Source organism: Kribbella sp. NPDC051952 (genome assembly GCF_040680855.1).
Taxonomy (GTDB): domain Bacteria; phylum Actinomycetota; class Actinomycetes; order Propionibacteriales; family Kribbellaceae; genus Kribbella.
Genome location: NZ_JBFAXQ010000014.1, coordinates 48,301 through 67,447, shown reverse-complemented (window position 1 = coordinate 67,447; position 19,147 = coordinate 48,301). Strand labels below are relative to the sequence as shown.

The window sequence follows — 19,147 nt, the reverse complement described above, 5'->3', positions numbered from 1 at the left end:
GACGTCATGACAGCTGCGATCCGTCCCGCCGAAGCCACCGACAAGGACGCCGTTGCGGCGATCTGGTACGACGGCTGGCGGGACGGGCACCTTGGGCATGTGCCGGAGGAGTTGGTTGCTGTGCGGACCGAGGAGTCGTTTTGGGTGCGGGCGGGGGAGCGGGTTGGTGATACGACCGTTGCGGTTGTTGGGGATGAGGTGGCGGGGTTTGTGATGGTGGTGGGGGATGAGGTTGAGCAGGTTTATGTGTCTCGGGATCATCGTGGGTCCGGGGTGGCCGGGGTACTGCTGGGTGAGGCTGAGCGGCAGGTGAAGGGCAACGGGTACGGCGAGGCGTGGCTGGCGGTGGCTACCGGGAATGCCCGGGCCCGGCGGTTCTACGAGCGCAGTGGGTGGACGGACGGCGGTGCCTTCGACTACCCAGCGTCAGTTGCCGATGGCACGCTGCCAGTCCCGTGCCATCGCTACCAGAAACCGGTCTGAATCGGCGCAGGATTCCCCTGGAGTTTGGTGCGTACGACGGTGCATCGGCGGCCGATGGAGTTAGGTTGCCTTCGCAAGCGTTCCCGTTCCTAAGGGGTCCACCATGTTCATCCGTCACTGGCGCCGGCCGTCGCGCCGGCTCGTTCTCACCGGCGTTGCCGCCGTAGCGATGGCGTCCGTCGTCGGTGGAGTCGCGTACTCGGCCGGAGCTGCGACGCAGCAGCCGGCGATCCAGACGTCGACGCCGCGGAGTGAGAAGCAGGTCACGAACATCGACGTACTGCGCCAGCAGTTGCGCAACTACTACGGCGACCCGCTCGGCAGCGGCACCTTCACGCCGGACAGCAACTACGCCAAGGAAGCGCGTTCGGCCGCCGCGGCCGGCAAGCGCTGGATCTCCGCTCCGCACCACACTCGCAAGGCCAAGGCGATCCTGCTGGACGTCGACGACACCGCACTGGCCACCTGGAACTACGAGATCGCCAGCAACTGGGCGTTCAACCCGGCGACCAACGCGGAATTCGTGCTGGGGCAGCGATTCCCCGCCGTACCGGGCATGGTCGACCTGGTGACGACCGCCGAGCGTGAGGGCTACGCGATCTTCTTCCTGACCGGCCGAGGTGCCGCGCAGGAGGCTGCGACGCTGGGCAACCTGACCGCGGACGGCGTCGGCGTCGACGCGGGCTACCCGAAGCCGACCACGCTGCGGAACGGCGAGGACGGCCTGTTCACCAAGCCGGCCGTCGCCGACTACCCGGACTACCTGAAGAAGGCCTGCGCGACCGACCCGAACGGCTCGTGTACGACGATCCACTACAAGTCGGCCACCCGGGCCCACATCGAGTCCCTGGGCTACGACATCGTCGCGAACTTCGGTGACCAGTTCTCCGACCTCAAGGGTGGTTTCGCCGACCGCACCTTCAAGCTCCCGAACCCGAACTACTACCTGCCCTGATCAGCGCGGGAGCGCCCCCCGCAGCAGCAGCCAGAGGTTGTCACGTAACGCAGGCTCGAACTCCATCCGGATCGTGCTGATGGACGGATCGGCCTCGTAGGCGGCGACGATCGCCGGCACGGGATGGGAGTGGGTCCAGATCGCCCCGGCGAGCATGCTCGCGGCGGCGATGAACCGGCCCGCTCCCTCCGCGCCGAGCTCGGGCACGGCTCCGGCGATGACCTCGATCATCCGGGTGTACGTCACCGCGGCCACCCGCTTGAACTCCAGCGCTGTCTCGGTCGAGATGTTCCGTTCCAGTACGGACGCCTGCGCGCTGACCAGATCGCACAGCACGGGCCGCCGGGCGAGTGTGCCGACCACGGTGTCCACCAGCTGCTCCAACCGCTCGTCGAGCGGCATCGCCGGAGTGAGGCCTTCGAGCCCGCCCGCGAGATCCTCCACCCAGGCCGTGAGCTCCGAGCTGGACAGCTCGAGCAGAACGGCTTCGCGGGAGTCGAAGTAGTTCAGCACGTTCGACTTGGCCAGGCCGACGCGGCGACTCAGCTCGTTCAGGCTGAGGTCCGCGACCGGTAGCTCGGTCAGCATCGTGGCCGCGGTCGCGAGGATCGCGGCCCGCCGGGCCGCCCGCTGCTCCGCGCTGCGCGCGCGCTGGAATGTCGTCACGCTCACATTCTACAGACCGTCGGTCTGTTGTTAACGGACCAACGGTCTGATAACGTCGATCTCGTAACAGACCATCAGTCTTTTATGAGGAGTGACCATGTACGACGTCCCCGATCAGAGCGGCAAGCTCGTCGTCGTCACCGGCGCGAACAGCGGCACCGGCAAGGAGGCCACCAAGCGTCTCGCCGCCGCCGGCGCCCGCGTGGTGATGGCGGTCCGGACCCCCGCCAAGGGCGAGACGGCCCGGGCCGAGATCCTGGCCGAACACCCCGACGCCCAGCTCGAGGTCCGCCGGGTCGACCTCGCCGACCTCGAATCCGTCCGCGAGTTCGCCGAGAAGCTGGCCGCCGACGAGCCGCACGTCGACCTGCTGGTCAACAACGCCGGCGTGATGACCCCGCCGACCCGGCACACGACGAAGGACGGCTTCGAGTTGCAGTTCGGCTCGAACTTCCTCGGCCCGTTCGCACTGACCGTCCAGCTGCTGCCGCTCGTCCTGGCCGCGCCGTCGCCGCGGATCACGACGATGGCCAGTGGCGCCGCGAACTTCGGCCGGATCCACTTCGACGACCTGCAGTGGGAACGCCGGTACCGGCGTACTGCGGCGTACTCGCAGTCGAAGCTCGCCGACCTGATGATGAGCAACCACCTGGCCCGGCTCTCCGCCGACCGCGGGTGGGGCCTGCTCGCCACCGCGGCCCACCCCGGCTACACCCGCACGAACCTGCAGACCGCCGGTGCCTCCCTCGGCCGCGAGCGGCCGTCGCTCCTGAACCGGTTGCTCTTCAGCGCCAACCCGCTCCCGTCGCAGGGCGTCGAGCTCGGAACCGAACCGCTGCTGGTCGCGGCGACCAGCCCCGACGCCCGGACGGGCGCGTACTACGGCCCGTCCGGCCGGTTCGGACTCACCGGCCCGACCAAGCTCACCAACGCGCCGAAGAACGCGCTCAACCCCGAGGACAACGCCCGCCTCTGGTCCGTCGCCGAGAGCCTGACCGGAGTCTCTCTCCCAACCCGCACCAAGTGACTATCCTGCGCAGATGAGCGAGTGGTCGAGTGGGGACATCTACGAGTCGTATGTGGGCCGCTGGAGTCGCTTGGTGGCCGCGGAGTTCGTCGGCTGGCTGGACCGGCCGACAGGACTGCGCTGGCTGGACGTCGGCTGCGGTACGGGCGCTCTGACCGGCACGATCCTGCGTACGGCGGATCCCGCGGCGGTGCTCGGAGTCGACCCGTCGGCCGGCTTCATCGAGTACGCACGCCAGACCGTGCCGGACCAGCGAGCGAGCTTCGAGGTCCGTTCGGCCGCCGAGCTCCCCGACGGCCCGTACGACGCGGTCGTCGCCGGGCTCGTCCTCAACTTCATCCCCGAGCGGGTCGAGGCACTCCGCCGGATGCGCGAGATCGGCTCGACCGTCGCCGTCTACGTGTGGGACTACGCGGACGGCATGCAACTGATGCGGTACTTCTTCGACGCGATGCTCGCCCTGCGCCCGCAGGACCGCGAGCACGACGAGGGCAAGCGCTTCGCGTTCTGTACGGCGGAGGGCCTCGAGGGACTGTTCACCGACGCCGGGTTCACCACGGTCAGTACGCGCGAAATCGTCGTACCGACGGTGTTTTCGTCGTTCGACGACTACTGGCAGCCGTTCCTCGGTGGGACCGGGGTGGCGCCGGCGTACTTGCGGTCGCTGGACGAGCCGGCGCAGGCGGCGATGCGCGAGGAGGTGCGCTCGCGGTTGCCGATCGAGGCCGATGGAACGATCCGGTTGAGCGCTCGGGCCTGGGCGGCCAAGGCGGTCAGCTGAGGTAGTCGGTCCGGAGCAGACCGAAGAGCCGGTCGTCGGTCCACTCGCCCTTGTGGAAGCTGTGCGAGAGGCGGAGGCCTTCCTGTTTGAAGCCGACGCGTTCGAGCAGCCGGGCCGAGGCCGTGTTGCGGGCATCGCACTCGGCCGAGACACGATGCAGCTTCCGCTCGATGAACACATCGTCGAGCAGCCCGCGGACGGCCTCGGTCGCATATCCCTGGCCCTGGTACGCCGGTGCCAGCGTGAAACCCAGCTCCGCCTGCATCAGGTTCTCGTCCAGGTTGAGGCCGAGATCCCCGATGAGTACGCCGTCCAGGTCCATGGCGTACTGGAACCATCCGGGCGCGGCCGGATCGTCCTGGCCGAACTGCTCGACCTTCCGCTGCGCGTCGGCCAGCGGCAGCGGTGGGTCCCAGGACTGGTACCGGGCGACCTCGGCATCGGAGCGGTAGGCAGCGAACGCCTCGGCGTCGGCGGGGGTGAAGCGGCGGAGCGTCAGCCGTTCGGTGCGGACGAACATCTGGCCATGATGTCAAAACCGTGCCGTCGACTCCGTCGTATCAGTGAGAGGAGTGCGCCGATGAAATTCTTACTGATCCTGCAGGGTGACGATGATCCGTGCCTGCGTCGCGACGAGTTCGAACGGGCAGCGTACGACGCCGGTGAACTGGTCGGCGGTGAACTGCTCGCGCATCCACAGCTGGCCGTCCATCTCCCCGATCCGCCCGCGACCACACCGATCGACGGCTTCTACCTGATCGACGGCTTCTACCTGATCGATGTGGAGAATCCTGAGCGGGCGGTCGAGCTCGCGCGCTTGCTCCCGGACGCCCGGACCACCGGACGGTCCGTCGAGATTCGCGCGGTGATGAACTCGACCGCCGCCGACTTCTAGGACTCAACCGACTTCTGGGACTCAACCGACTTCTAGGACTCGCCCGTTTTCTAGGACTCGACTGTGAACCAGAGGCTCGTGGACAGTGGGGTTTCGGTCACGCTCCGGCGGGCGAGACGGACGATCCGGCCGCCGGGGTGGTCGAAGAGACGGGTCCCGTCGCCGAGCATGACCGGGGCGTAGAGGAGGAAGACCTCGTCCAGTTCGCCGGCCTCGATGCACTGCTTGGCGATGTTCGCGCCGATCACGTTGACGTACTTGTCGCCGGCCGCCTCCTTGGCGAGTGCGAGTGCCTTCGCGAAGTCGTCGACGTACGTGACGCCGGCCTCGGGTGTGGCCGGCGGGCGGTGGGTGACGACGAACTGCGGCCCGTCCCACCCACCGCCGAACGCGTGCCCTTCGCCGGCGTCGCCCTTGTGCGGGTCGTCGCCGTCGTGCGACCGCCGGCCGACCAGGATCGACCCGATCTGCGGAAGCAGCTCGTCGACCTCGGGGTTGGGACCGAGGTACGGGCGCATCCACTGCATGTCGCCGTCCGGACCGGTGATGAAGCCGTCGACCGACATCGTCACCGAGTACAACACCTTCGCCATGGAATCCTCCTGCTCGCTCGTACTGACCTCCGTTGAGACGAGCGAGCGCCAGAAAACTCATCGCGGCCGTCGCGACCCGGCCCCGATGCGGCGATGCGACCCGGGGCCGGTAGCCTTCCGGTAATCGACCTTTTCGGATTGAAGTGAGGCGGGGCATCGACCTGAACCAGCCCTCCGAGGCCCGGCTGTACGACCTGTTCCTCGGCGGCAAGAACAACTTCGAGGTCGACCGCCGCCTGTTCCAGGAACTGGTCAAGCTCGCACCGGAAGCCCCGCAGGCCGCCCGGGCGAACCGCCGCTGGCTGGCCGAGGCGATCGGCCGGATGGTCACCGAGGGCGGGATCACCCAGTTCCTCGATCTCGGCGCCGGCCTCCCGACCGCGCGGAACACCCACGAGATCGCCCTGGCCGCGAACCCGGACGCGATCGTCGTGTACGTCGACAACGACCTGACCGCGATCTCGCACGGCCAGGCACTCCTCGCCGACGACATCCACAGCTTCTTCGCCGGTGCCGATCTCACCGACCCGGCCGTCGTTCTCAACCACCCGGCCGTGACCGCCGCCCTCGACCTGACCAAGCCGGTCGGGCTCATCTTCGGCCTGGTCTTGCACATGATCCAGAAGCCTGGGCAGCTCCTCGAGGAGTACCTGGCCGCCTTGCCGTCCGGGTCATACCTGGCCCTGACGCACCCGATCAACCCGCGTGACAGCAGCCGGTACGCCGAGTTCGCGACCACGCTCGAGGAGAAGGTCCGGGATGCGTTTCCGGAGGTCCGATTCCGCACTCGGGACGAGGTGGCCGAACTCCTGACCGGCCTCGATGTGGTGGAGCCCGGGCTGGTCGACCTGACCACTTGGTGGCCGGACGGCGATCAGAGTGTGACTCCCGCCGGCGCGGCCCAGCTGCTGCTGGTGGCGCTGGCCCGCAAGCCCTGAGCCGCGAGAAACCACTGGTGGATCCGGCCGTTCTCGGTCGATGATGGGTCGCATGTCTGCCAAGGCTGCTGCCGCTCACTGATCACGCCTGCCTGAATGTTCCAGGCCGCGTCCGATCCCGCCCGTCCAGCGACGGGCGTCCGTAGCGTGCAGTCTCACCGCCTTGGAGTGCTTACCTGATGACCAATCTGTCGTCATGGGTCGAGATCGCGTGTGACGAGTCCGGATTCTCCGGGACCAACCTCCTGGACCCCGCCTCGCCCGTGATCACCCATGCCAGTGTCGACCTCGCCGTACCGGCGGCCGCCGAAGTGGTCGCCGTACTGCGATCCCGCGTCCGCCACCGATCCGAGTACAAGTCCAAACAACTGTTGCGATCCGAGCAGCTCGAGTGGTTCCTCACCACGCTGCGCGGGCACGCGCACGTCCACCTCATCGACAAGACCGGGTACGTCGCCGCCCGGGTGCTGGAGCTGTTCACCGAGGAGCCGTCGTACGCCGATGGCACCAGCCTGGGCCGGGATCACTCCGAAGCCGTGCAGCGGTTGCGTCATCGCACCGGGTTTCTTGCTGCGTTCGTCGACATGACCCGGACGAAGCGGCTGCGGCTGATCGACCAGGCGGCGATCGACCGGTTCTTCGCGACGATGCCGTCCGATCTGCCGGAGCTGCGGGAGGTGACGCGTGCGCAGGTGGAGGCGATGATGCTGCGGCTGATCGACGACGATCCCGCGATCCCGCCGCCGCTCGAACCGCTGGTGCCCGCGCTCGCCGAAACCTTGCTCTTCTGGAGCGCGGGTGAGCGATCGGTCGCCGTGGTGCACGACGAGCAGAGTGCGCTGACCCGCGGGCGGGTAGCCCGGCTCGGAGAGCTCCTGGCGGAGGCTGTGGCTCCGGCGCCCCCGCCGCTGCACTCCTTCGTTCAGGTGGACTCGAGGGAGGACCCCCGGGTGCAGGTCGCCGACCTGCTGGCCGGGATCGCCCGTCGGCAGACTCCTGAGCTGGATGGGCTGCTGGAGCCCTACTTCTGTTCGGCCACGAAGTCTTCCCAGGTCCGGGTGCCCACGTCGGCGCCGGACAGGGTGAGGTTTCCGCCGGACCGGTAGACCTTGCCGGCCTTGCCTGGCACGTGGATCGGTAGGGACGGCCGGCGCTTGCCCGTGGCACGCAGGTAGTCGCGGGCCAGCTCGCCGAGGCTGTAGACCTTCGGCCCGACGAGGTCGGGAACGAGCCCGGCCGGTTCGCCGAGGGCCAGCTCGGCGAGCCGCTGCGCCACGTCCCGGCTGTCGACCGGCTGGAAGCGGAGGCCGCCAGGGACGGGCAGCACCGGCAACTTGGCCATCATCTTCGCCGTGTTCCAGGCGAAGTCGTGGAACTGCGCGACCCGCACTACCGTCCACGGCACCGACGACGCGCGCACAGCCTGCTCGGCGCCGAGCTTGGACTTGAAGTAGGTCAGTGGCAATTGATCCACCGCGGTCACCGAGATATGCACCAGGTGGCCGACTCCGGCCTGCTCGGCCGCGCGGACCAGATTGCGGGTGCCGAGGTCGTCACCTTTCGGTCCGCCGGCCAGATGCAGGATGACGTCGACGCCTTTCACCGCGGCGTCGACCCCTTCGTCCTTCAGTAGATCCACCGCCACGTACTCAACCCCGTCGCCGCGGTCATGGTCGTGCCGGCTCAGCACCCGCACCGTCCACCCGGCCGCCTGGATCAGCGGCACCACCTGCCGCCCCAGCGTGCCCGTCCCACCAGTCACCAGCATCGTGCTCATCAGCGTTCTCCACTCGTCTCGCGGCTTCTGACACGCTGACGGATCCCGGGTGGGTGAGTGTGACCGGATGTGACCTGTGATACATCCGGGAGAAATGTCGAGTGCCCTCGGATGTCTCCGACGTCAGGGGTGCTGGACGCAGTACGGCGTACCGGCTGAACTCAGCGGAGGTTGTCATGAAGTATGTGGTTCTGATCCACTCCAACCCGCACCCGTGGGGTCACCCGACGATCGACTTCACCGAGATCGGGCGGGCGATCCCGGCCGACGAGCGGGAGGCGATGGGCAAGGAGTTCGACGCGCTGCTGGCCGAGCTGTCCGCCTCGGGCGAGCTCATCAGCGGGCTCGCGCTGGACGCGCCGGAGTCCGCGCGGGTCTACCGCTGGGAGGGCAAGAAGCCGGTCAGCACCGACGGGCCGTATGCGGAGGCGAAGGAGTTCCTGGCCGGGTTCTTCGTGCTCGACTGCGCGACCCGGGAGCGGGCTGAGGAGATCGCCGCCCACTTCGCCGGGCCCGGTGACACCATCGAGCTCCGGCCGGAGATGGAGTTTTGACCGACCAGCGGCCTGGGATCCGGCTCAGCTCGCCGACGATCAACTGCCCGGACGCGCTCGAGCTGGCCGGTTTCTACGCAGCCATCACCGGCGGCCGGATCGTGTACAGCGATCCGGTCTGGGCGTCCGTCGACGGGCCGGGCGGGCGGATCGACTGCCAGACCGATCCTGCGCACGTGCCGCCGACCTGGCCCGACCCGGCGATCCCGATCCAGTTCCACCTCGACTTCTTCGTCGAGGACCTCCCGGCGGCCGAGGCGATCGTGCTGGCGGCAGGCGCGACGAAGTACGACCACCAGCCGAACTCGGACCACTGCCTGGTCTTCGCCGACCCGGCCGGCCACCCGTTCTGTCTGTCCACCTGGGATCCGGTCGAGGATTAGCAGCGGGATCTGCTCGGGAACCCGGGCTTACGGACGGTTTTGCGCGGGTGTGACGTGTCCGTGCGGTGTGGAGTGACGTACGCCGTACCGCACGGGCGGCGGCTCCCATACCCTAGTGGGCTTACCGGGAGTGACCGGTGGTTAGGAGAACGCGTCGTGACGACTGTCGTCCTGATGGGACCGCCGGGGGCCGGTAAGGGCACGCATTCCGACCTGCTGGCGGAGAAGCTCGGCGTACCGGTTATCTCGACCGGCGACATCTTCCGTGCGCAGGTCGCGGCCGCCACCGAGCTCGGCCGGCAGGCGCAGGACTACCTCAACGCCGGTGAGTACGTGCCCGACGAGGTCACCAACGCGATGGTGCGCGAGCGGCTCGCCGCCGACGACTGCCAGCCCGGGTTTCTGCTCGACGGGTACCCGCGCACGCTCGACCAGGCCGCCGTACTGGACGATCTCCTGACCGCGCAGGGCCGCGATCTGGTCGCGGTCGTCGTACTGCGGGTGGAGTCCGAGCATCTGGTCCGGCGCCTGCTCCGGCGGGCCGAGATCGAGCATCGCTCGGACGACAGTGAAGAGGTCATCCGGCGTCGCCTGCAGGTGTACGCGGATCAGACCGTCCCGTTGATCAGCCTGTACGGCGGACGCGAACTGCTGCACGAGGTCGACGGCAACGGCAACATCGACGAGGTCCGCGAACAGGTCCTTCAAGTCGTCGGCATGCTCACCCCCGCAGAGTAACGCCGCCCCGGAACCCTCGCAGCCGCCTGCCGAGCGGCGCGTCTCCCGATCGTGCACTGTCGCGGCTGACGCGTAGCGGTGCGGTCGCCGCAGGACTAGCCTGGTGATATCAGGTGACTGCGCGTGTGGGGAGGGGCTTCGCAGCGCGCGGTCGCCAGGAGTTTGAGGGGGCAAGGGTGGGGGAGCTGCGTGTTCAGCTTGCCGAGTCCGGAGCGGATGCCGAGCGGCTGGATCAGCTGACCGGCTATCTCCGGCAGGAGCTGCTCGAGCTGGACGTCGACGATGTCACCGCGCTTCCGGCGGGCGAGCCGCCGCCGGGTACGCGCGGGATCGAAGCGCTGGCGATCGGCAGTCTGCTGGTCACCTTCGCGGAGACCACGCAGGGCGTGCGCAAGGTCGTGTCCGTGATCAGGTCGTGGCTGGCGCGGGGAGGCGATGGCGTCAAACGCACCATCCGGCTGGAGCTCGACGGCGACGTACTCGAGTTGTCCGAGGTGAGTGCGACCGAGCAGACCCGGCTGATCGAGTTGTTCGTGACTCGGCACGAGGGCTCCACGGAGGAGTGATGGCAGGCCGCCGGAGAGCGCTCATCGTTGCGAACGACGAGTACGACCACGACGGGCTGAAGCATCTACGGTCGCCCGCGGCCGACGCGGAAGCGTTGGGCCGGGTGCTGGGCGACGACCAGATCGGCGCGTTCGAGGTGGAGACGGTTCGCAACGAGCCGTCGTACGTCATCCAGACACAGATCGAGGATCTGCTGGCGGAGAGCCAGCCTGATGATGTCTTGTTGATGCATTTCTCCTGTCACGGCTTGAAGAGTGAGTCGGGTGAGCTGTTCTTCGCTGCCCGGAACACCAGGCCGAACCGGCTCAGCTCGACCGCGATCTCGGCCGACTTCGTCCGGCGGTGCATGCAGGCGAGCCGGTCGCGCAGCGTCGTACTGCTGCTGGATTGCTGCTATGGCGGGGCTTTCGGCAAGGGGGTCGCGGTTCGGTCGACCGGTGAGGTCAATGTGCTGGACAGCTTCCCGGGCACCCGGGTGGGTGGTGGCCGGGGGCGGGCGGTGATCACGGCGTCGAACTCGATCGAGTACGCGTTCGAGGGTGATGAACTTGCCGATGACAACAGTCGGCGCCCGTCGGTGTTCACAACCGCTTTGGTGGAAGGGCTTGCGACTGGTGAGGCCGACCGGGATGAAGACGGGTGGGTGTCGCTGAACGAGCTGTACGACTATGTTTTCGATCGGGTTCGGGCGAAGACGCCGCATCAGACGCCTAGCCGGGATGTCGAGATGCAGGGGGAGTTGTATCTCGCGCGGAGCCGGCGGCGTCGGATCAAGCCGCAGCCGATCCCGGCCGATCTGCAGGCTGCTATGACGGATCCGAATATGTTCTCGCGGCTGGGTGCGGTGAGCGAGCTGCGGAATCGCTTGCTGAGTGCGAACTTGCCTGCTGCGGTGGGAGCGCATGAGGCGCTGGTGCAGATCGCGCGGACAGACATCGCGTACGTCGCTGAGCCTGCGCAGGCTGCTGTCCGGGAAGCCGCTCTGACGCCTGGGGTGGCTTCGCTGGAGTTCGAGGTTGGGGCGAGTGGGGAGCGGCCGCATGTGGTTGTGCCGTTGCTGGGGCCGCCGGTGGCGCGGATCTGTACGGCGCAACCGTCGGTCGACTGGATCCAGGTCGAGGAGACAGACGAGGGCTTCGACATCTCGGTCACCGCTCGGACCTCAACCACAGCAGTCCTCCACCTGAAAGGCCCCACCGGCGAACAAGACCTCCCAATAACCGTCACGATCGTTGAGGAGCCGGTGGTTGAGGCGCCGCCGGAGCCGGCAGCCGAGAAAGCCCCCGAGCCCCCGCCACCACCAGCCGAGGTACCAAAGGAAACCACTCCCACTCCGGTGAGTTCTCCGGAGCCGGTGGTGAGCGAGACTCCTCCAACGAGTGCTCCGGAGCCGGTAGTTAGTGCTGCTCCGGCGGCGAGTTCTCCGGCTCCAAGGGCGAGCGATGCGCCAGAGGAGACTGCTCCCTCCCCAGTGGTGAGTTCTCCAGAGCCGGTGGTGAGTGGGACCCCGGTGGCGAGTGGGACCCCGGTGGCGAGTGGGACCCCGGTGGTGAGTGCTCCGGAGCCCGTGGTGAGTCAGGCACCTGTGGTGAGGGGGCCGGAGCCTGTGCGGGAGGCGCCTCGGGTGCGGATTGAGCCGGTGTTGGCGCCGGGTTATGTGCAGCAGCAGCCTGTCGTTCGGCATGTGGAGCCCCAACCGGTTGGGCCGCGGGGGAGTGAAGGGACGCTTTGGGCGTTGATGCCGTTGTTGTCGTTGGGCTTGCTGGCCCCGGTCCCCTCGGCGTACGCCGCCTCCCGCCTGAAGGAACCTGCGCTCTGGGGCGCCTCCGCCATCTACACGCTCTTCCTCTTCCTGGTCGCAGTCGCCTACAGCACCGGGTCGTCCGGAGCAGCCGGCCTGTTCCTCCACGTCGCCCTAATCACCGCCGCCACCATCCACGCCTTCTCCCTCCGCAAACGCGTCTTCGCAACACCTCCAACCCCACACCCCTACGCACCCGCGCCCGCACAGGCACCCGCGCCAACCCGCCCCACCATCCAGCAACCCGCAGTCCCGCATTTCCGGGTGGTTGCCCTAGGCATCGCCGGCTCCGGCAAGACGGTCTACCTCTCGAGCATGTTCCACACCGTCAACGTCCCGACGACCACACGCTCGTACTTCCTCGAAACCCCAGCCGCACAACGGATCTACCTCAGCAAAGTCTTCGACGCAGTAAGCGACACCGCCGAGCCCTGGCCCCGCGGCACCCGCACCGGCGAGACCCGCGAACTCGTCTTCGACTGCGTCTCCTTCGACCAAGGCACCAAACACCCGGTCTTCACGATCAGCTACCTCGACTACGCCGGCGAACTCCTCGAATCCGAACAAGCCGCCGGCTCCACCGCCCTCGGCGACCTGGAAGGCCGCATCCAAAGCGCGCACGGACTGTTGGGCATGCTCGACGGCTACCGCGTACTCCAGTTCCTCCGCGGCGAACCAGCCGGCCAACGGTACTTCCGCAGCTCGATCCAGCCGATGACCGGCATCATGGCCGGAGCCACCTGCCCGATCCACTTCGTCCTCACCAAATGGGACCTGATCCGCGGATTCGGCGAGCCGATAGATGCCGACGACAACATGCGCCTCAACCTGGTGCGCAACGCGCTCCTCACCACACCGCAACTGAAGGCACTCGTCGAAACCCACAGCTGGGCCGACCGGATCATCCGGCTGATCCCGGTCAGCGCGGTCGGACCCGACTTCGCCCAGATGGACCTCGACGGCCGGATCCTCAAACGCCCGAACGGCGAGGTCCACCCAACGAACGTGGAGATCCCACTGACCGCGATCCTGCCGGATCTCTTCCGCCAGATAGAGCGGTCCCTCGACCCCGCCAGCCGGCAGCAGTTGGCCACTCATCTGCGATCCCGTCAGCAGTCGGGATCCGTCGGCTTCCTGGACCGTCCCGCCGGCCTCGCGCTGCAGCGCCGGCTCCACGAGGTTGTCGGCGGATCGGCCGGCCGCGAGGTCGCGGGCATGTTCCTCGATTGGATGGCAGGCGCCTCCGCCGAGGAGGCCCGCCGAGCCGGCGCCGAACGACGAGACGTACGGCGACAGACAACAGCCGTCGAGGCAGCCCGGGCACGGGTCCTCGGCGAGTTCGGCGCCGAGCTGACCCGGCTCGAGGAACGGCTGCCCGCGTCCCGGCTCAGCGGCCGGTGACCGCGGTGTACGGCTGGAGCTTCCTCGTCGCCCGTGGACGGCAGCAGGGCTACCAAACCCTGCTCGCGCCCGACTTCCTTGCTGAGAGCAACGAGTACGGCGTACTCGGCGAGCTGACCGGTGGAGACCTGGAGCCCGCGATCGCGAGGCTGCACGGGTTGTCGGCGGGTGACGTCGTACTGGCGTATCGGACGCAGCGGCTCGTGGACGGCGATCTCGCCGGAGGTGGTCCGGTGACTGACGAGTTCGGGCGACCGCTGGAGTTGCTGTACGGGTTCGTCGTACGGGCCGAATCGCTCAGCCACGTTGATGAAGGGGACTTCGACCAAGCTCGGGCCGAGGCGATCGCGACGTACGAACGCTTCCTGGCTGACGAATCGGCGTTCGGGCTCGCGACCTCACAGGCCTTTACGCCGCGTTCGATCCCGGCGGCGGCAGAGCCTCTCCAGCCAACGCCCGCCGCGTCGGCGATCCCGGCGGCCTTCGCGGCGCCCCAGCCGGTCCAGGCCGTACGCCGACCGCCGCGGCGGAGCGTCGCAGTCATCGGCCTGCTGGTCATCGCGCTCTCGGCAGCGGTCTGGCTGATGCTGCTCCGCGGCCGCGGCCCGGTGACTGATGTCGAGCTCGCCGAACTCCGCGCCGACACCGTCGACTGCAGCGCACCGATCACGATCCAGGCAACGATCACGACGGACGCCAAAGCCTCCGTGAAGTATCACTGGGAATCGACCCTCGCGAAGGACTCCGAGACCAGGACCCTCGAGTTCCCGAAGGCCGCCGCTCAGACTGTCGAGACCACCGTGCAGCCCAAGTCCACCGTGGGCGCGCTCGAGTTCAGCCAGACCCTGGTCGTCGAGGAACCCAACTCCACCGACGAAGAACGCCGCTACACCTTGACCTGCAAGTAGTTCAGCCGCGCCAGACCGGTGCCACCGACTTGCGGTAGCCGCGGCCGAAGACTCCGCTGATGATGGCGAGAACGGGCTTCGGAACGGTCCCGGTGATCGCCTGCGACTCCTCCGGGCCGGCGCCGTCGAGCGCCCACGCGAAGAACGTGCCGCCCTGCACCGGACCGACCTTGGCGAACTCGCGACCCATCGCCTTGATCGGCGCGGAGTCCTTGTTCTGCTGGTAGATCGGCTCGATCTCTGCCTCTTCGTGATCGAGGTGTACGACGGTCACCCGCTGCAGCTCCTGCATCGCGGTCAGTGCGGTCGCCGCGTCCTCCGCACTCGCGGACCCGCGCAACGCGCCCATCGCCGTCCGCGCACCGGCCAGTGCGGCCGCCATCGTCTCGTGCTCGGCGTCCATCTGCGTGAGGAGGTCGCGACTCACCCCGACCGCCTCCAGCGCCGGCCACGCGATCTCGTGCTCACCCTCGTGGTGGTTGGTCAGCTGTGCGTCGAAATTCGCCCAAGCGGTCGCCAGTTGCTCGGCCCGCTGCCGGTTCCCAGCCGGGAACCGCCCCAGTGCGTCAATGAAGCGACCCAGATCCCGCCGGAACGCCGCGTGAATCGCCTTGTTCATACTCATCTCCGCCATATCCGGGAGTGTAAGCCGCGGGAACATCGAAAGGCCGGAAGTAGTTGCCATGGATATGCATGGTGAGTACAAGGTGCCGGGTGGGAAGCTTGTTGTTGCTGATCTCGAGGTGCTCGATGAGCATGTGCGGCGGGGGCAGATCAGTGGGGACTTCTTCCTCGAACCCGATGACGCGCTCGAGCGGATCAACGGAGCCCTGGCCGGGTTGCCGATCGCGACTCCGAGCGCTCAGATCGCCGCGCGGGTCCGCGCCGTACTGGGTGATGGTGTCGAGATGCTCGGGTTCTCACCGGACGCTGACGCCGTCGCCGTACGGCGTGCGTTGACCGGGGCAACCGGTTGGCGGGATCACCAGTGGGAGTTCGTGCACGACGTACCGCGGGAGCCCGCGGTGCAGATGGCGCTCGACGAGGTGCTGGCCGAGCAGGTCGGTTCGGGTGAGCGCGCACCGACGCTGCGGGTCTGGGAGTGGGCGTCGAACGCGGTCATCATCGGGAGCTTCCAGTCCCTGCGCAACGAGGTCGACCTCGAGGGCGCGGCCAAGCACGACGTGACAGTCGTACGGCGGATCAGCGGTGGCGGGGCCATGTTCGTCGAGCCGGGTAACACGATCACCTACTCGCTCTACGTACCCGAGTCCCTGGTGTCCGGGCTGTCGTTCGTCGACTCGTACGCGTTCCTGGACGACTGGGTCATTGGTGCGCTCAACGATCTCGGCATCGCGGCGACGTACCAGCCGATCAACGACATCACGTCGCCGGCCGGGAAGATCGCGGGAGCCGCGCAGAAGCGGTTCGCGGGTGGCGCCGTACTGCATCACGTCACGATGGCCTACGACATGGATGCCGCGAAGATGGTCGAGGTACTGCGGATCGGGCGGGAGAAGCTGTCCGACAAGGGGACGACGAGTGCGAACAAGCGCGTCGACCCGCTGCGGAGCCAGACCGGTCTCGACCGGGCCGAGGTGATCGACCGGATGGTCACGTCGTTCGATGGGCGCTACGGCCTGAAGCCTGGGGCGATCGACGCGCAGACCGAGCAGTTGGCCGAGGCGCTCGTGGCGGCGAAGTTCGGGACCGAGGAGTGGCTTACGCGGGTGCCGTGATCGGTACGGCGTTGCCGCTCACGCGGACCCTGGTGTCGTCGGTCCGGAGCTCGACCTCGATCAGGCTGGGGCTACCCAGGTCGTCACCCTGGTGGAGGGTGAGGGTGACCGGGGGCTCGACCAGCTTGAGTTCGCGGAGGTAGGCGCCGAAGGCGGCGGCTGCCGCGCCGGTCGCGGGGTCCTCGACGACGCCGCCGACCGGGAACGGGTCCCGGACGTGGAACGTGGTCGGGGATTCGCGCCAGACCAGCTGCAGGGTCGTTAGGTCGCGCTCGAGCATGTACGCGGTGAGGCGGTCGAAGTCGTAGTCCAGGTCGGCGAGTCGTTGTCTGGTCGACGCAGCCAGGACCAGGTGGCGGGCACCGGCGTACGCGATGCGCGGTGGCAGCGCGGGGTCGAGCTCGTCGCTGCGCCAGCCGAGGATCTCGAGTGCTTCGTCGATCTCGCTGACGGCTTCGACGTACGGCTCGACGCTGGTCAGGGTGGCTCGTAGTTGGTCGTCGACCGTGACCGGGATGATGCCGGCCGGTGTCGAGAAGACGAGCTCGCCGGGGCCTAGGCGCTCGGCGAGGGCGACCGCGGTCGCGACGGTGGCGTGACCGCAGAACGGGACCTCTGCCTTGGGGGAGAAGTACCGGACGTTGCCGCCCTCGGTGACGAAGGCGGTCTCGGAGTAGCCGACGTCGGCCGCGATCGCCTGCATGGCGTCGGCGTCCAGTCCGTTCGCGTCGAGGACGACGCCGGCCGGGTTGCCCCCGGACGGGTCGGTGGTGAAGGCCGCATACCGCAGAACCGTCGTCATGCGACCCATCCAATCACCGCCGGACAACCCCGAGACGCGTGGCCTTCGGCCACCGTCGTTCGCCTCAGCGGTTCTGGTGGTGCCAGCGGCGGCGGTGGGCTCCGCTGATCAGCATGATCCAGAAGAGGCCCCAGAGCAGCCACGGTGCGGTCAGGGTGACGGCTGTGATGACGAGGCCGATCATCAGGAACGGTGCGAGCATCACGAATGCCGGTGGGCGGCGGCGTACGCGAGCCTGCTGCGGCGACCACGGGCCTTGTGCGACCTGCAGTTCGGAGGTGTTCGGGAGGTCGTCGAAGAGCGGGGCGAGGTCGTCGACGTACCGGGCCCTCGTCGCCTCCTCGCTGCGTTCCTCGAACTCGGCCTGCGTGAGCCGGCCGGCGACGAAGTGGTCGCTCAGGAGCGAGACGGCCTGATCGCGTTCGGCGTCACCGATCCGGACCGGGCCCTGGCGGCGCTCGGTCGTACGGCGTTCAACGTCCCGCCGGCCTGCCCACGCGGGGCCGCCCTGCTGGGACTCGTCCGGACGAGCCTCGGCCAGCCCGGCCCGCCAGTCAGCGCTGTCCCAGGGCGTCTTGTCCCATCCCCAGTCGCGTCGTTGCGAGGAGCGGGAGCTCATCAGCGGTCCTCGTCCGAGCTCTCGTCGGCGAGGATGCCGTACAGCTTCCGCCGCAGTTCGCCGAGCGCGTCCTTCGCCTTCGCCTGCTGCTCCGGCGTACCCGTCGCGAGGATCTGCCACATCGCCGTCGCGACCTGCCCGAGCATCGGCTTCAGGCCGTTCTCGTCGTCGCCGGTCGGGGCGCTCATCGCCTCCCACGGCGCGGACACCTCGTCCTGGTGCTCAGCGACGTACGCGCGTCCCTCGTCGGTCAGGGTGAACGTGCGGCGGCCGGCCTCGGCGTCCGCGGTGACGAGACCCTCGTCCTCGAGCTGCTGCAGGGTCGGGTAGATCGAGCCCGGGCTCGGCTTCCACGCCCCGCCACTGCGCTCGGCGATCTCCTGGATGATCTGGTAGCCGTTCATCGGCTGCTCGGCGAGTACGGCGAGAATCGCCGCCCGCACGTCGCCCCGCCGGGCCTTCGGTCCACGCCAGCGCGGCGGCGGACCCCACGGCGGGCCGAACATCTGCCCGCCACCGAACATCCCCCACTGCGGCCCAAACCCCTGCTGCCCGTGGTGCGTATGCGTGCGCCGCCCGGTCATCGCGGCGCGCAACTCTTCCTTGATGTCGTCGAAGCTTGCACAGTGCCGCGCGAACTGAGCCCAGGGCCACCCCGCGGCGTACGTCGATCCGGTCATCACGACCACCGTCCCTCACGAAGGAATGCGATAGTTCGACGATATATCGCGAACCACCCCAACCCAAGGGCGTCGCCCGGACCGGGTCAGCCGGCGATCTTGAGATTGGGGGCGGTGGCGGTGAGGACTACCGAGGTGCCTTCGATGCTGACCTGCTTCAGGGTGGCGCCGAAGGGGAGGGCGGGGAGGCGGATGCCTTGGGAGAGCTGCGACTTCACCGCGTTCTGGATGAAGGACGGGATCGCGTCCGAGAGCTGGTCGACGGCGAGGACGATGCGGCCCTTCTCGACCTGCGGGCGGATCGTCGCGTCCGCCTCGATGCCGCGGACCGTCAGTTTCGCGTGCAGCTTGCCGTCGACGACGTTCATCGTCAGGCCCTTGAGACCGGTGCTGCGGACGGCTTGCTTGGCCAGCTCGGCCGGCGACAGCTGTAGCCGGACGTCGGTGCTGTCGACGGTGACCGCCGTACCGGGCTCTCGGGTCAGCAGGCCACGCGGCACATGTACGCCGGTCAACTCGACCTTCAGGTCCTCCGCCGGGATCGAGTCGAACGTCGGCTGCTTCATGGTCAGTGTGACCTTCGAGAACCTCTCCTTGGCCAGCTGCGGCAGGAACCCGAACCCGCCGACCTTGACGGAGGTCTCGGACGAACGTACGTCGTACTTCGCCGCCTCCTTCTCCGCCATGGTCGCGAGCTGATTCTCCGCCACCCACGCGGCCGCCCGGTCGACGACGACCGCCAGCAGGCAGAGCACCACCAGAGTGACAATCAGCCGCCGGCCCCAGCGCCGCGGTCTCCTCGGACTCATTCCGTACCTTTCCAAGCTCGCCACCCCGTCG

The 19,147-nt window shown here is 68.2% G+C and carries 23 protein-coding genes; 14 read left to right on the top strand and 9 right to left on the bottom strand.

Going from position 1 to position 19,147, the window contains the following annotated elements; genetic code table 11:
* The first annotated feature begins 6 nt into the window (after positions 1 to 6).
* Positions 7 to 483 carry a GNAT family N-acetyltransferase gene (locus AB0L70_RS25070; protein ID WP_363688075.1) on the top strand — a complete coding sequence of 159 codons (477 nt, stop codon included), beginning with the start codon at positions 7 to 9 and terminating at the stop codon, positions 481 to 483.
* Positions 484 to 586: 103 nt separating this feature from the next.
* A complete protein-coding gene (locus tag AB0L70_RS25065; protein ID WP_363688073.1) occupies positions 587 to 1,438 on the top strand; it encodes an HAD family acid phosphatase in 852 nt (283 codons plus the stop codon).
* Here the strand turns inward: AB0L70_RS25065 and AB0L70_RS25060 are convergent, their stop codons facing one another.
* The gene (locus tag AB0L70_RS25060; protein ID WP_363688071.1) at positions 1,439 to 2,104 is read right to left on the bottom strand and encodes a TetR family transcriptional regulator; all 666 of its coding nucleotides are present in this window, start codon (positions 2,102 to 2,104) and stop codon (positions 1,439 to 1,441) included. It lies immediately after the preceding gene.
* Between the two features lie 97 nt (positions 2,105 to 2,201).
* On the opposite strand from AB0L70_RS25060, the gene AB0L70_RS25055 reads away from it, so the two are divergent.
* Both AB0L70_RS25055 and AB0L70_RS25050 read left to right on the top strand, forming a co-directional pair.
* Positions 2,202 to 3,131 (top strand): SDR family oxidoreductase, encoded by a 930-nt coding sequence (locus tag AB0L70_RS25055; protein WP_363688069.1) that lies wholly within the window; start codon positions 2,202 to 2,204, stop codon positions 3,129 to 3,131.
* A 13-nt stretch (positions 3,132 to 3,144) separates the two neighbouring features.
* Entirely contained in the window at positions 3,145 to 3,912 is a 768-nt protein-coding gene (locus tag AB0L70_RS25050; protein ID WP_363688067.1) for a class I SAM-dependent methyltransferase, read from the top strand.
* Here AB0L70_RS25050 and AB0L70_RS25045 read toward each other — a convergent pair.
* Positions 3,905 to 4,432, bottom strand: coding sequence for a GNAT family N-acetyltransferase (locus AB0L70_RS25045; protein WP_363688065.1), 528 nt, complete (start codon positions 4,430 to 4,432; stop codon positions 3,905 to 3,907). The genes AB0L70_RS25050 and AB0L70_RS25045 overlap by 8 nt on opposite strands.
* Before the next feature lie 60 nt (positions 4,433 to 4,492).
* On the opposite strand from AB0L70_RS25045, the gene AB0L70_RS25040 reads away from it, so the two are divergent.
* Complete coding sequence (locus AB0L70_RS25040) at positions 4,493 to 4,807, top strand: hypothetical protein (protein ID WP_363688063.1); 315 nt, start codon at positions 4,493 to 4,495, stop codon at positions 4,805 to 4,807.
* Positions 4,808 to 4,857: 50 nt separating this feature from the next.
* Here AB0L70_RS25040 and AB0L70_RS25035 read toward each other — a convergent pair whose 3' ends face one another.
* The gene (locus tag AB0L70_RS25035) at positions 4,858 to 5,400 is read right to left on the bottom strand and encodes a dihydrofolate reductase family protein (protein WP_363688061.1); all 543 of its coding nucleotides are present in this window, start codon (positions 5,398 to 5,400) and stop codon (positions 4,858 to 4,860) included.
* A 143-nt stretch (positions 5,401 to 5,543) separates the two neighbouring features.
* Here AB0L70_RS25035 and AB0L70_RS25030 point away from each other — a divergent pair, with 143 nt between their 5' ends.
* A complete protein-coding gene (locus tag AB0L70_RS25030; protein ID WP_363688059.1) occupies positions 5,544 to 6,338 on the top strand; it encodes an SAM-dependent methyltransferase in 795 nt (264 codons plus the stop codon).
* A gap of 179 nt (positions 6,339 to 6,517) precedes the next feature.
* On the top strand, positions 6,518 to 7,444 hold the full coding sequence (locus AB0L70_RS25025) for a DUF3800 domain-containing protein (protein WP_363688057.1): 927 nt from the start codon (positions 6,518 to 6,520) through the stop codon (positions 7,442 to 7,444).
* Here the strand turns inward: AB0L70_RS25025 and AB0L70_RS25020 are convergent.
* Complete coding sequence (locus AB0L70_RS25020) at positions 7,360 to 8,115, bottom strand: NAD(P)H-binding protein (RefSeq protein ID WP_363688055.1); 756 nt, start codon at positions 8,113 to 8,115, stop codon at positions 7,360 to 7,362. The two genes, AB0L70_RS25025 and AB0L70_RS25020, sit on opposite strands and share 85 nt — an antisense overlap.
* 176 nt (positions 8,116 to 8,291) lie before the next feature.
* On the opposite strand from AB0L70_RS25020, the gene AB0L70_RS25015 reads away from it, so the two are divergent.
* The 6 genes from AB0L70_RS25015 (at position 8,292) to AB0L70_RS24990 (ending at position 14,467) form a co-directional block, all read left to right on the top strand.
* Positions 8,292 to 8,669, top strand: a complete 378-nt coding sequence (locus AB0L70_RS25015; protein ID WP_363688053.1) for a YciI family protein — start codon at positions 8,292 to 8,294, stop codon at positions 8,667 to 8,669.
* Complete coding sequence (locus AB0L70_RS25010; protein WP_363688051.1) at positions 8,666 to 9,052, top strand: VOC family protein; 387 nt, start codon at positions 8,666 to 8,668, stop codon at positions 9,050 to 9,052. The genes AB0L70_RS25015 and AB0L70_RS25010 overlap by 4 nt, the downstream gene beginning before the upstream one ends.
* Positions 9,053 to 9,208: 156 nt before the next feature.
* Positions 9,209 to 9,790: an adenylate kinase gene (locus tag AB0L70_RS25005; protein ID WP_363688049.1), complete on the top strand. Its 582-nt coding sequence runs from the start codon at positions 9,209 to 9,211 to the stop codon at positions 9,788 to 9,790.
* Positions 9,791 to 9,966: 176 nt separating this feature from the next.
* Complete coding sequence (locus AB0L70_RS25000; protein WP_363688047.1) at positions 9,967 to 10,356, top strand: hypothetical protein; 390 nt, start codon at positions 9,967 to 9,969, stop codon at positions 10,354 to 10,356.
* Entirely contained in the window at positions 10,356 to 13,559 is a 3,204-nt protein-coding gene (locus tag AB0L70_RS24995; RefSeq protein ID WP_363688045.1) for a caspase family protein, read from the top strand. Before AB0L70_RS25000 ends, AB0L70_RS24995 begins: the two co-directional genes overlap by 1 nt.
* Positions 13,556 to 14,467, top strand: a complete 912-nt coding sequence (locus tag AB0L70_RS24990; RefSeq protein ID WP_363688043.1) for a hypothetical protein — start codon at positions 13,556 to 13,558, stop codon at positions 14,465 to 14,467. Before AB0L70_RS24995 ends, AB0L70_RS24990 begins: the two co-directional genes overlap by 4 nt.
* A 1-nt stretch (position 14,468) precedes the next feature.
* On the opposite strand, the gene AB0L70_RS24985 is transcribed toward AB0L70_RS24990, so the two are convergent.
* A complete protein-coding gene (locus tag AB0L70_RS24985) occupies positions 14,469 to 15,101 on the bottom strand; it encodes a hemerythrin domain-containing protein (RefSeq protein WP_363688041.1) in 633 nt (210 codons plus the stop codon).
* A 49-nt stretch (positions 15,102 to 15,150) separates the two neighbouring features.
* On the opposite strand from AB0L70_RS24985, the gene AB0L70_RS24980 reads away from it, so the two are divergent.
* On the top strand, positions 15,151 to 16,206 hold the full coding sequence (locus tag AB0L70_RS24980; RefSeq protein WP_363688039.1) for a biotin/lipoate A/B protein ligase family protein: 1,056 nt from the start codon (positions 15,151 to 15,153) through the stop codon (positions 16,204 to 16,206).
* Here AB0L70_RS24980 and AB0L70_RS24975 read toward each other — a convergent pair.
* The 4 genes from AB0L70_RS24975 to AB0L70_RS24960 form a co-directional block, all read right to left on the bottom strand.
* Entirely contained in the window at positions 16,190 to 17,008 is an 819-nt protein-coding gene (locus AB0L70_RS24975) for a PhzF family phenazine biosynthesis isomerase (RefSeq protein ID WP_363688037.1), read from the bottom strand. The two genes, AB0L70_RS24980 and AB0L70_RS24975, sit on opposite strands and share 17 nt — an antisense overlap.
* Positions 17,009 to 17,072: 64 nt before the next feature.
* Positions 17,073 to 17,627: a DUF1707 domain-containing protein gene (locus AB0L70_RS24970; RefSeq protein ID WP_363688035.1), complete on the bottom strand. Its 555-nt coding sequence runs from the start codon at positions 17,625 to 17,627 to the stop codon at positions 17,073 to 17,075.
* Complete coding sequence (locus tag AB0L70_RS24965) at positions 17,627 to 18,307, bottom strand: PadR family transcriptional regulator (protein ID WP_363688033.1); 681 nt, start codon at positions 18,305 to 18,307, stop codon at positions 17,627 to 17,629. Before AB0L70_RS24965 ends, AB0L70_RS24970 begins: the two co-directional genes overlap by 1 nt.
* A gap of 86 nt (positions 18,308 to 18,393) precedes the next feature.
* Positions 18,394 to 19,116, bottom strand: coding sequence for a DUF2993 domain-containing protein (locus tag AB0L70_RS24960; RefSeq protein WP_363688031.1), 723 nt, complete (start codon positions 19,114 to 19,116; stop codon positions 18,394 to 18,396).
* Positions 19,117 to 19,147: the final 31 nt, after the last annotated feature.

Coding starts and splice junctions, on each gene's coding strand:
- AB0L70_RS25070 (WP_363688075.1), top strand. CDS start 7: ATGACAGCTGCGATCCGTCCCGCCGAAGCCACCGACAAGGACGCCGTT.
- AB0L70_RS25055 (WP_363688069.1), top strand. CDS start 2,202: ATGTACGACGTCCCCGATCAGAGCGGCAAGCTCGTCGTCGTCACCGGC.
- AB0L70_RS25040 (WP_363688063.1), top strand. CDS start 4,493: ATGAAATTCTTACTGATCCTGCAGGGTGACGATGATCCGTGCCTGCGT.
- AB0L70_RS25015 (WP_363688053.1), top strand. CDS start 8,292: ATGAAGTATGTGGTTCTGATCCACTCCAACCCGCACCCGTGGGGTCAC.
- AB0L70_RS24985 (WP_363688041.1), bottom strand. CDS start 15,101: ATGGCGGAGATGAGTATGAACAAGGCGATTCACGCGGCGTTCCGGCGG.
- AB0L70_RS25025 (WP_363688057.1), top strand. CDS start 6,518: ATGACCAATCTGTCGTCATGGGTCGAGATCGCGTGTGACGAGTCCGGA.
- AB0L70_RS25050 (WP_363688067.1), top strand. CDS start 3,145: ATGAGCGAGTGGTCGAGTGGGGACATCTACGAGTCGTATGTGGGCCGC.
- AB0L70_RS25045 (WP_363688065.1), bottom strand. CDS start 4,432: ATGTTCGTCCGCACCGAACGGCTGACGCTCCGCCGCTTCACCCCCGCC.
- AB0L70_RS24965 (WP_363688033.1), bottom strand. CDS start 18,307: ATGACCGGATCGACGTACGCCGCGGGGTGGCCCTGGGCTCAGTTCGCG.
- AB0L70_RS24975 (WP_363688037.1), bottom strand. CDS start 17,008: ATGACGACGGTTCTGCGGTATGCGGCCTTCACCACCGACCCGTCCGGG.
- AB0L70_RS24960 (WP_363688031.1), bottom strand. CDS start 19,116: ATGAGTCCGAGGAGACCGCGGCGCTGGGGCCGGCGGCTGATTGTCACT.
- AB0L70_RS24970 (WP_363688035.1), bottom strand. CDS start 17,627: ATGAGCTCCCGCTCCTCGCAACGACGCGACTGGGGATGGGACAAGACG.
- AB0L70_RS25020 (WP_363688055.1), bottom strand. CDS start 8,115: ATGAGCACGATGCTGGTGACTGGTGGGACGGGCACGCTGGGGCGGCAG.
- AB0L70_RS25065 (WP_363688073.1), top strand. CDS start 587: ATGTTCATCCGTCACTGGCGCCGGCCGTCGCGCCGGCTCGTTCTCACC.
- AB0L70_RS25035 (WP_363688061.1), bottom strand. CDS start 5,400: ATGGCGAAGGTGTTGTACTCGGTGACGATGTCGGTCGACGGCTTCATC.
- AB0L70_RS24995 (WP_363688045.1), top strand. CDS start 10,356: ATGGCAGGCCGCCGGAGAGCGCTCATCGTTGCGAACGACGAGTACGAC.
- AB0L70_RS24980 (WP_363688039.1), top strand. CDS start 15,151: ATGGATATGCATGGTGAGTACAAGGTGCCGGGTGGGAAGCTTGTTGTT.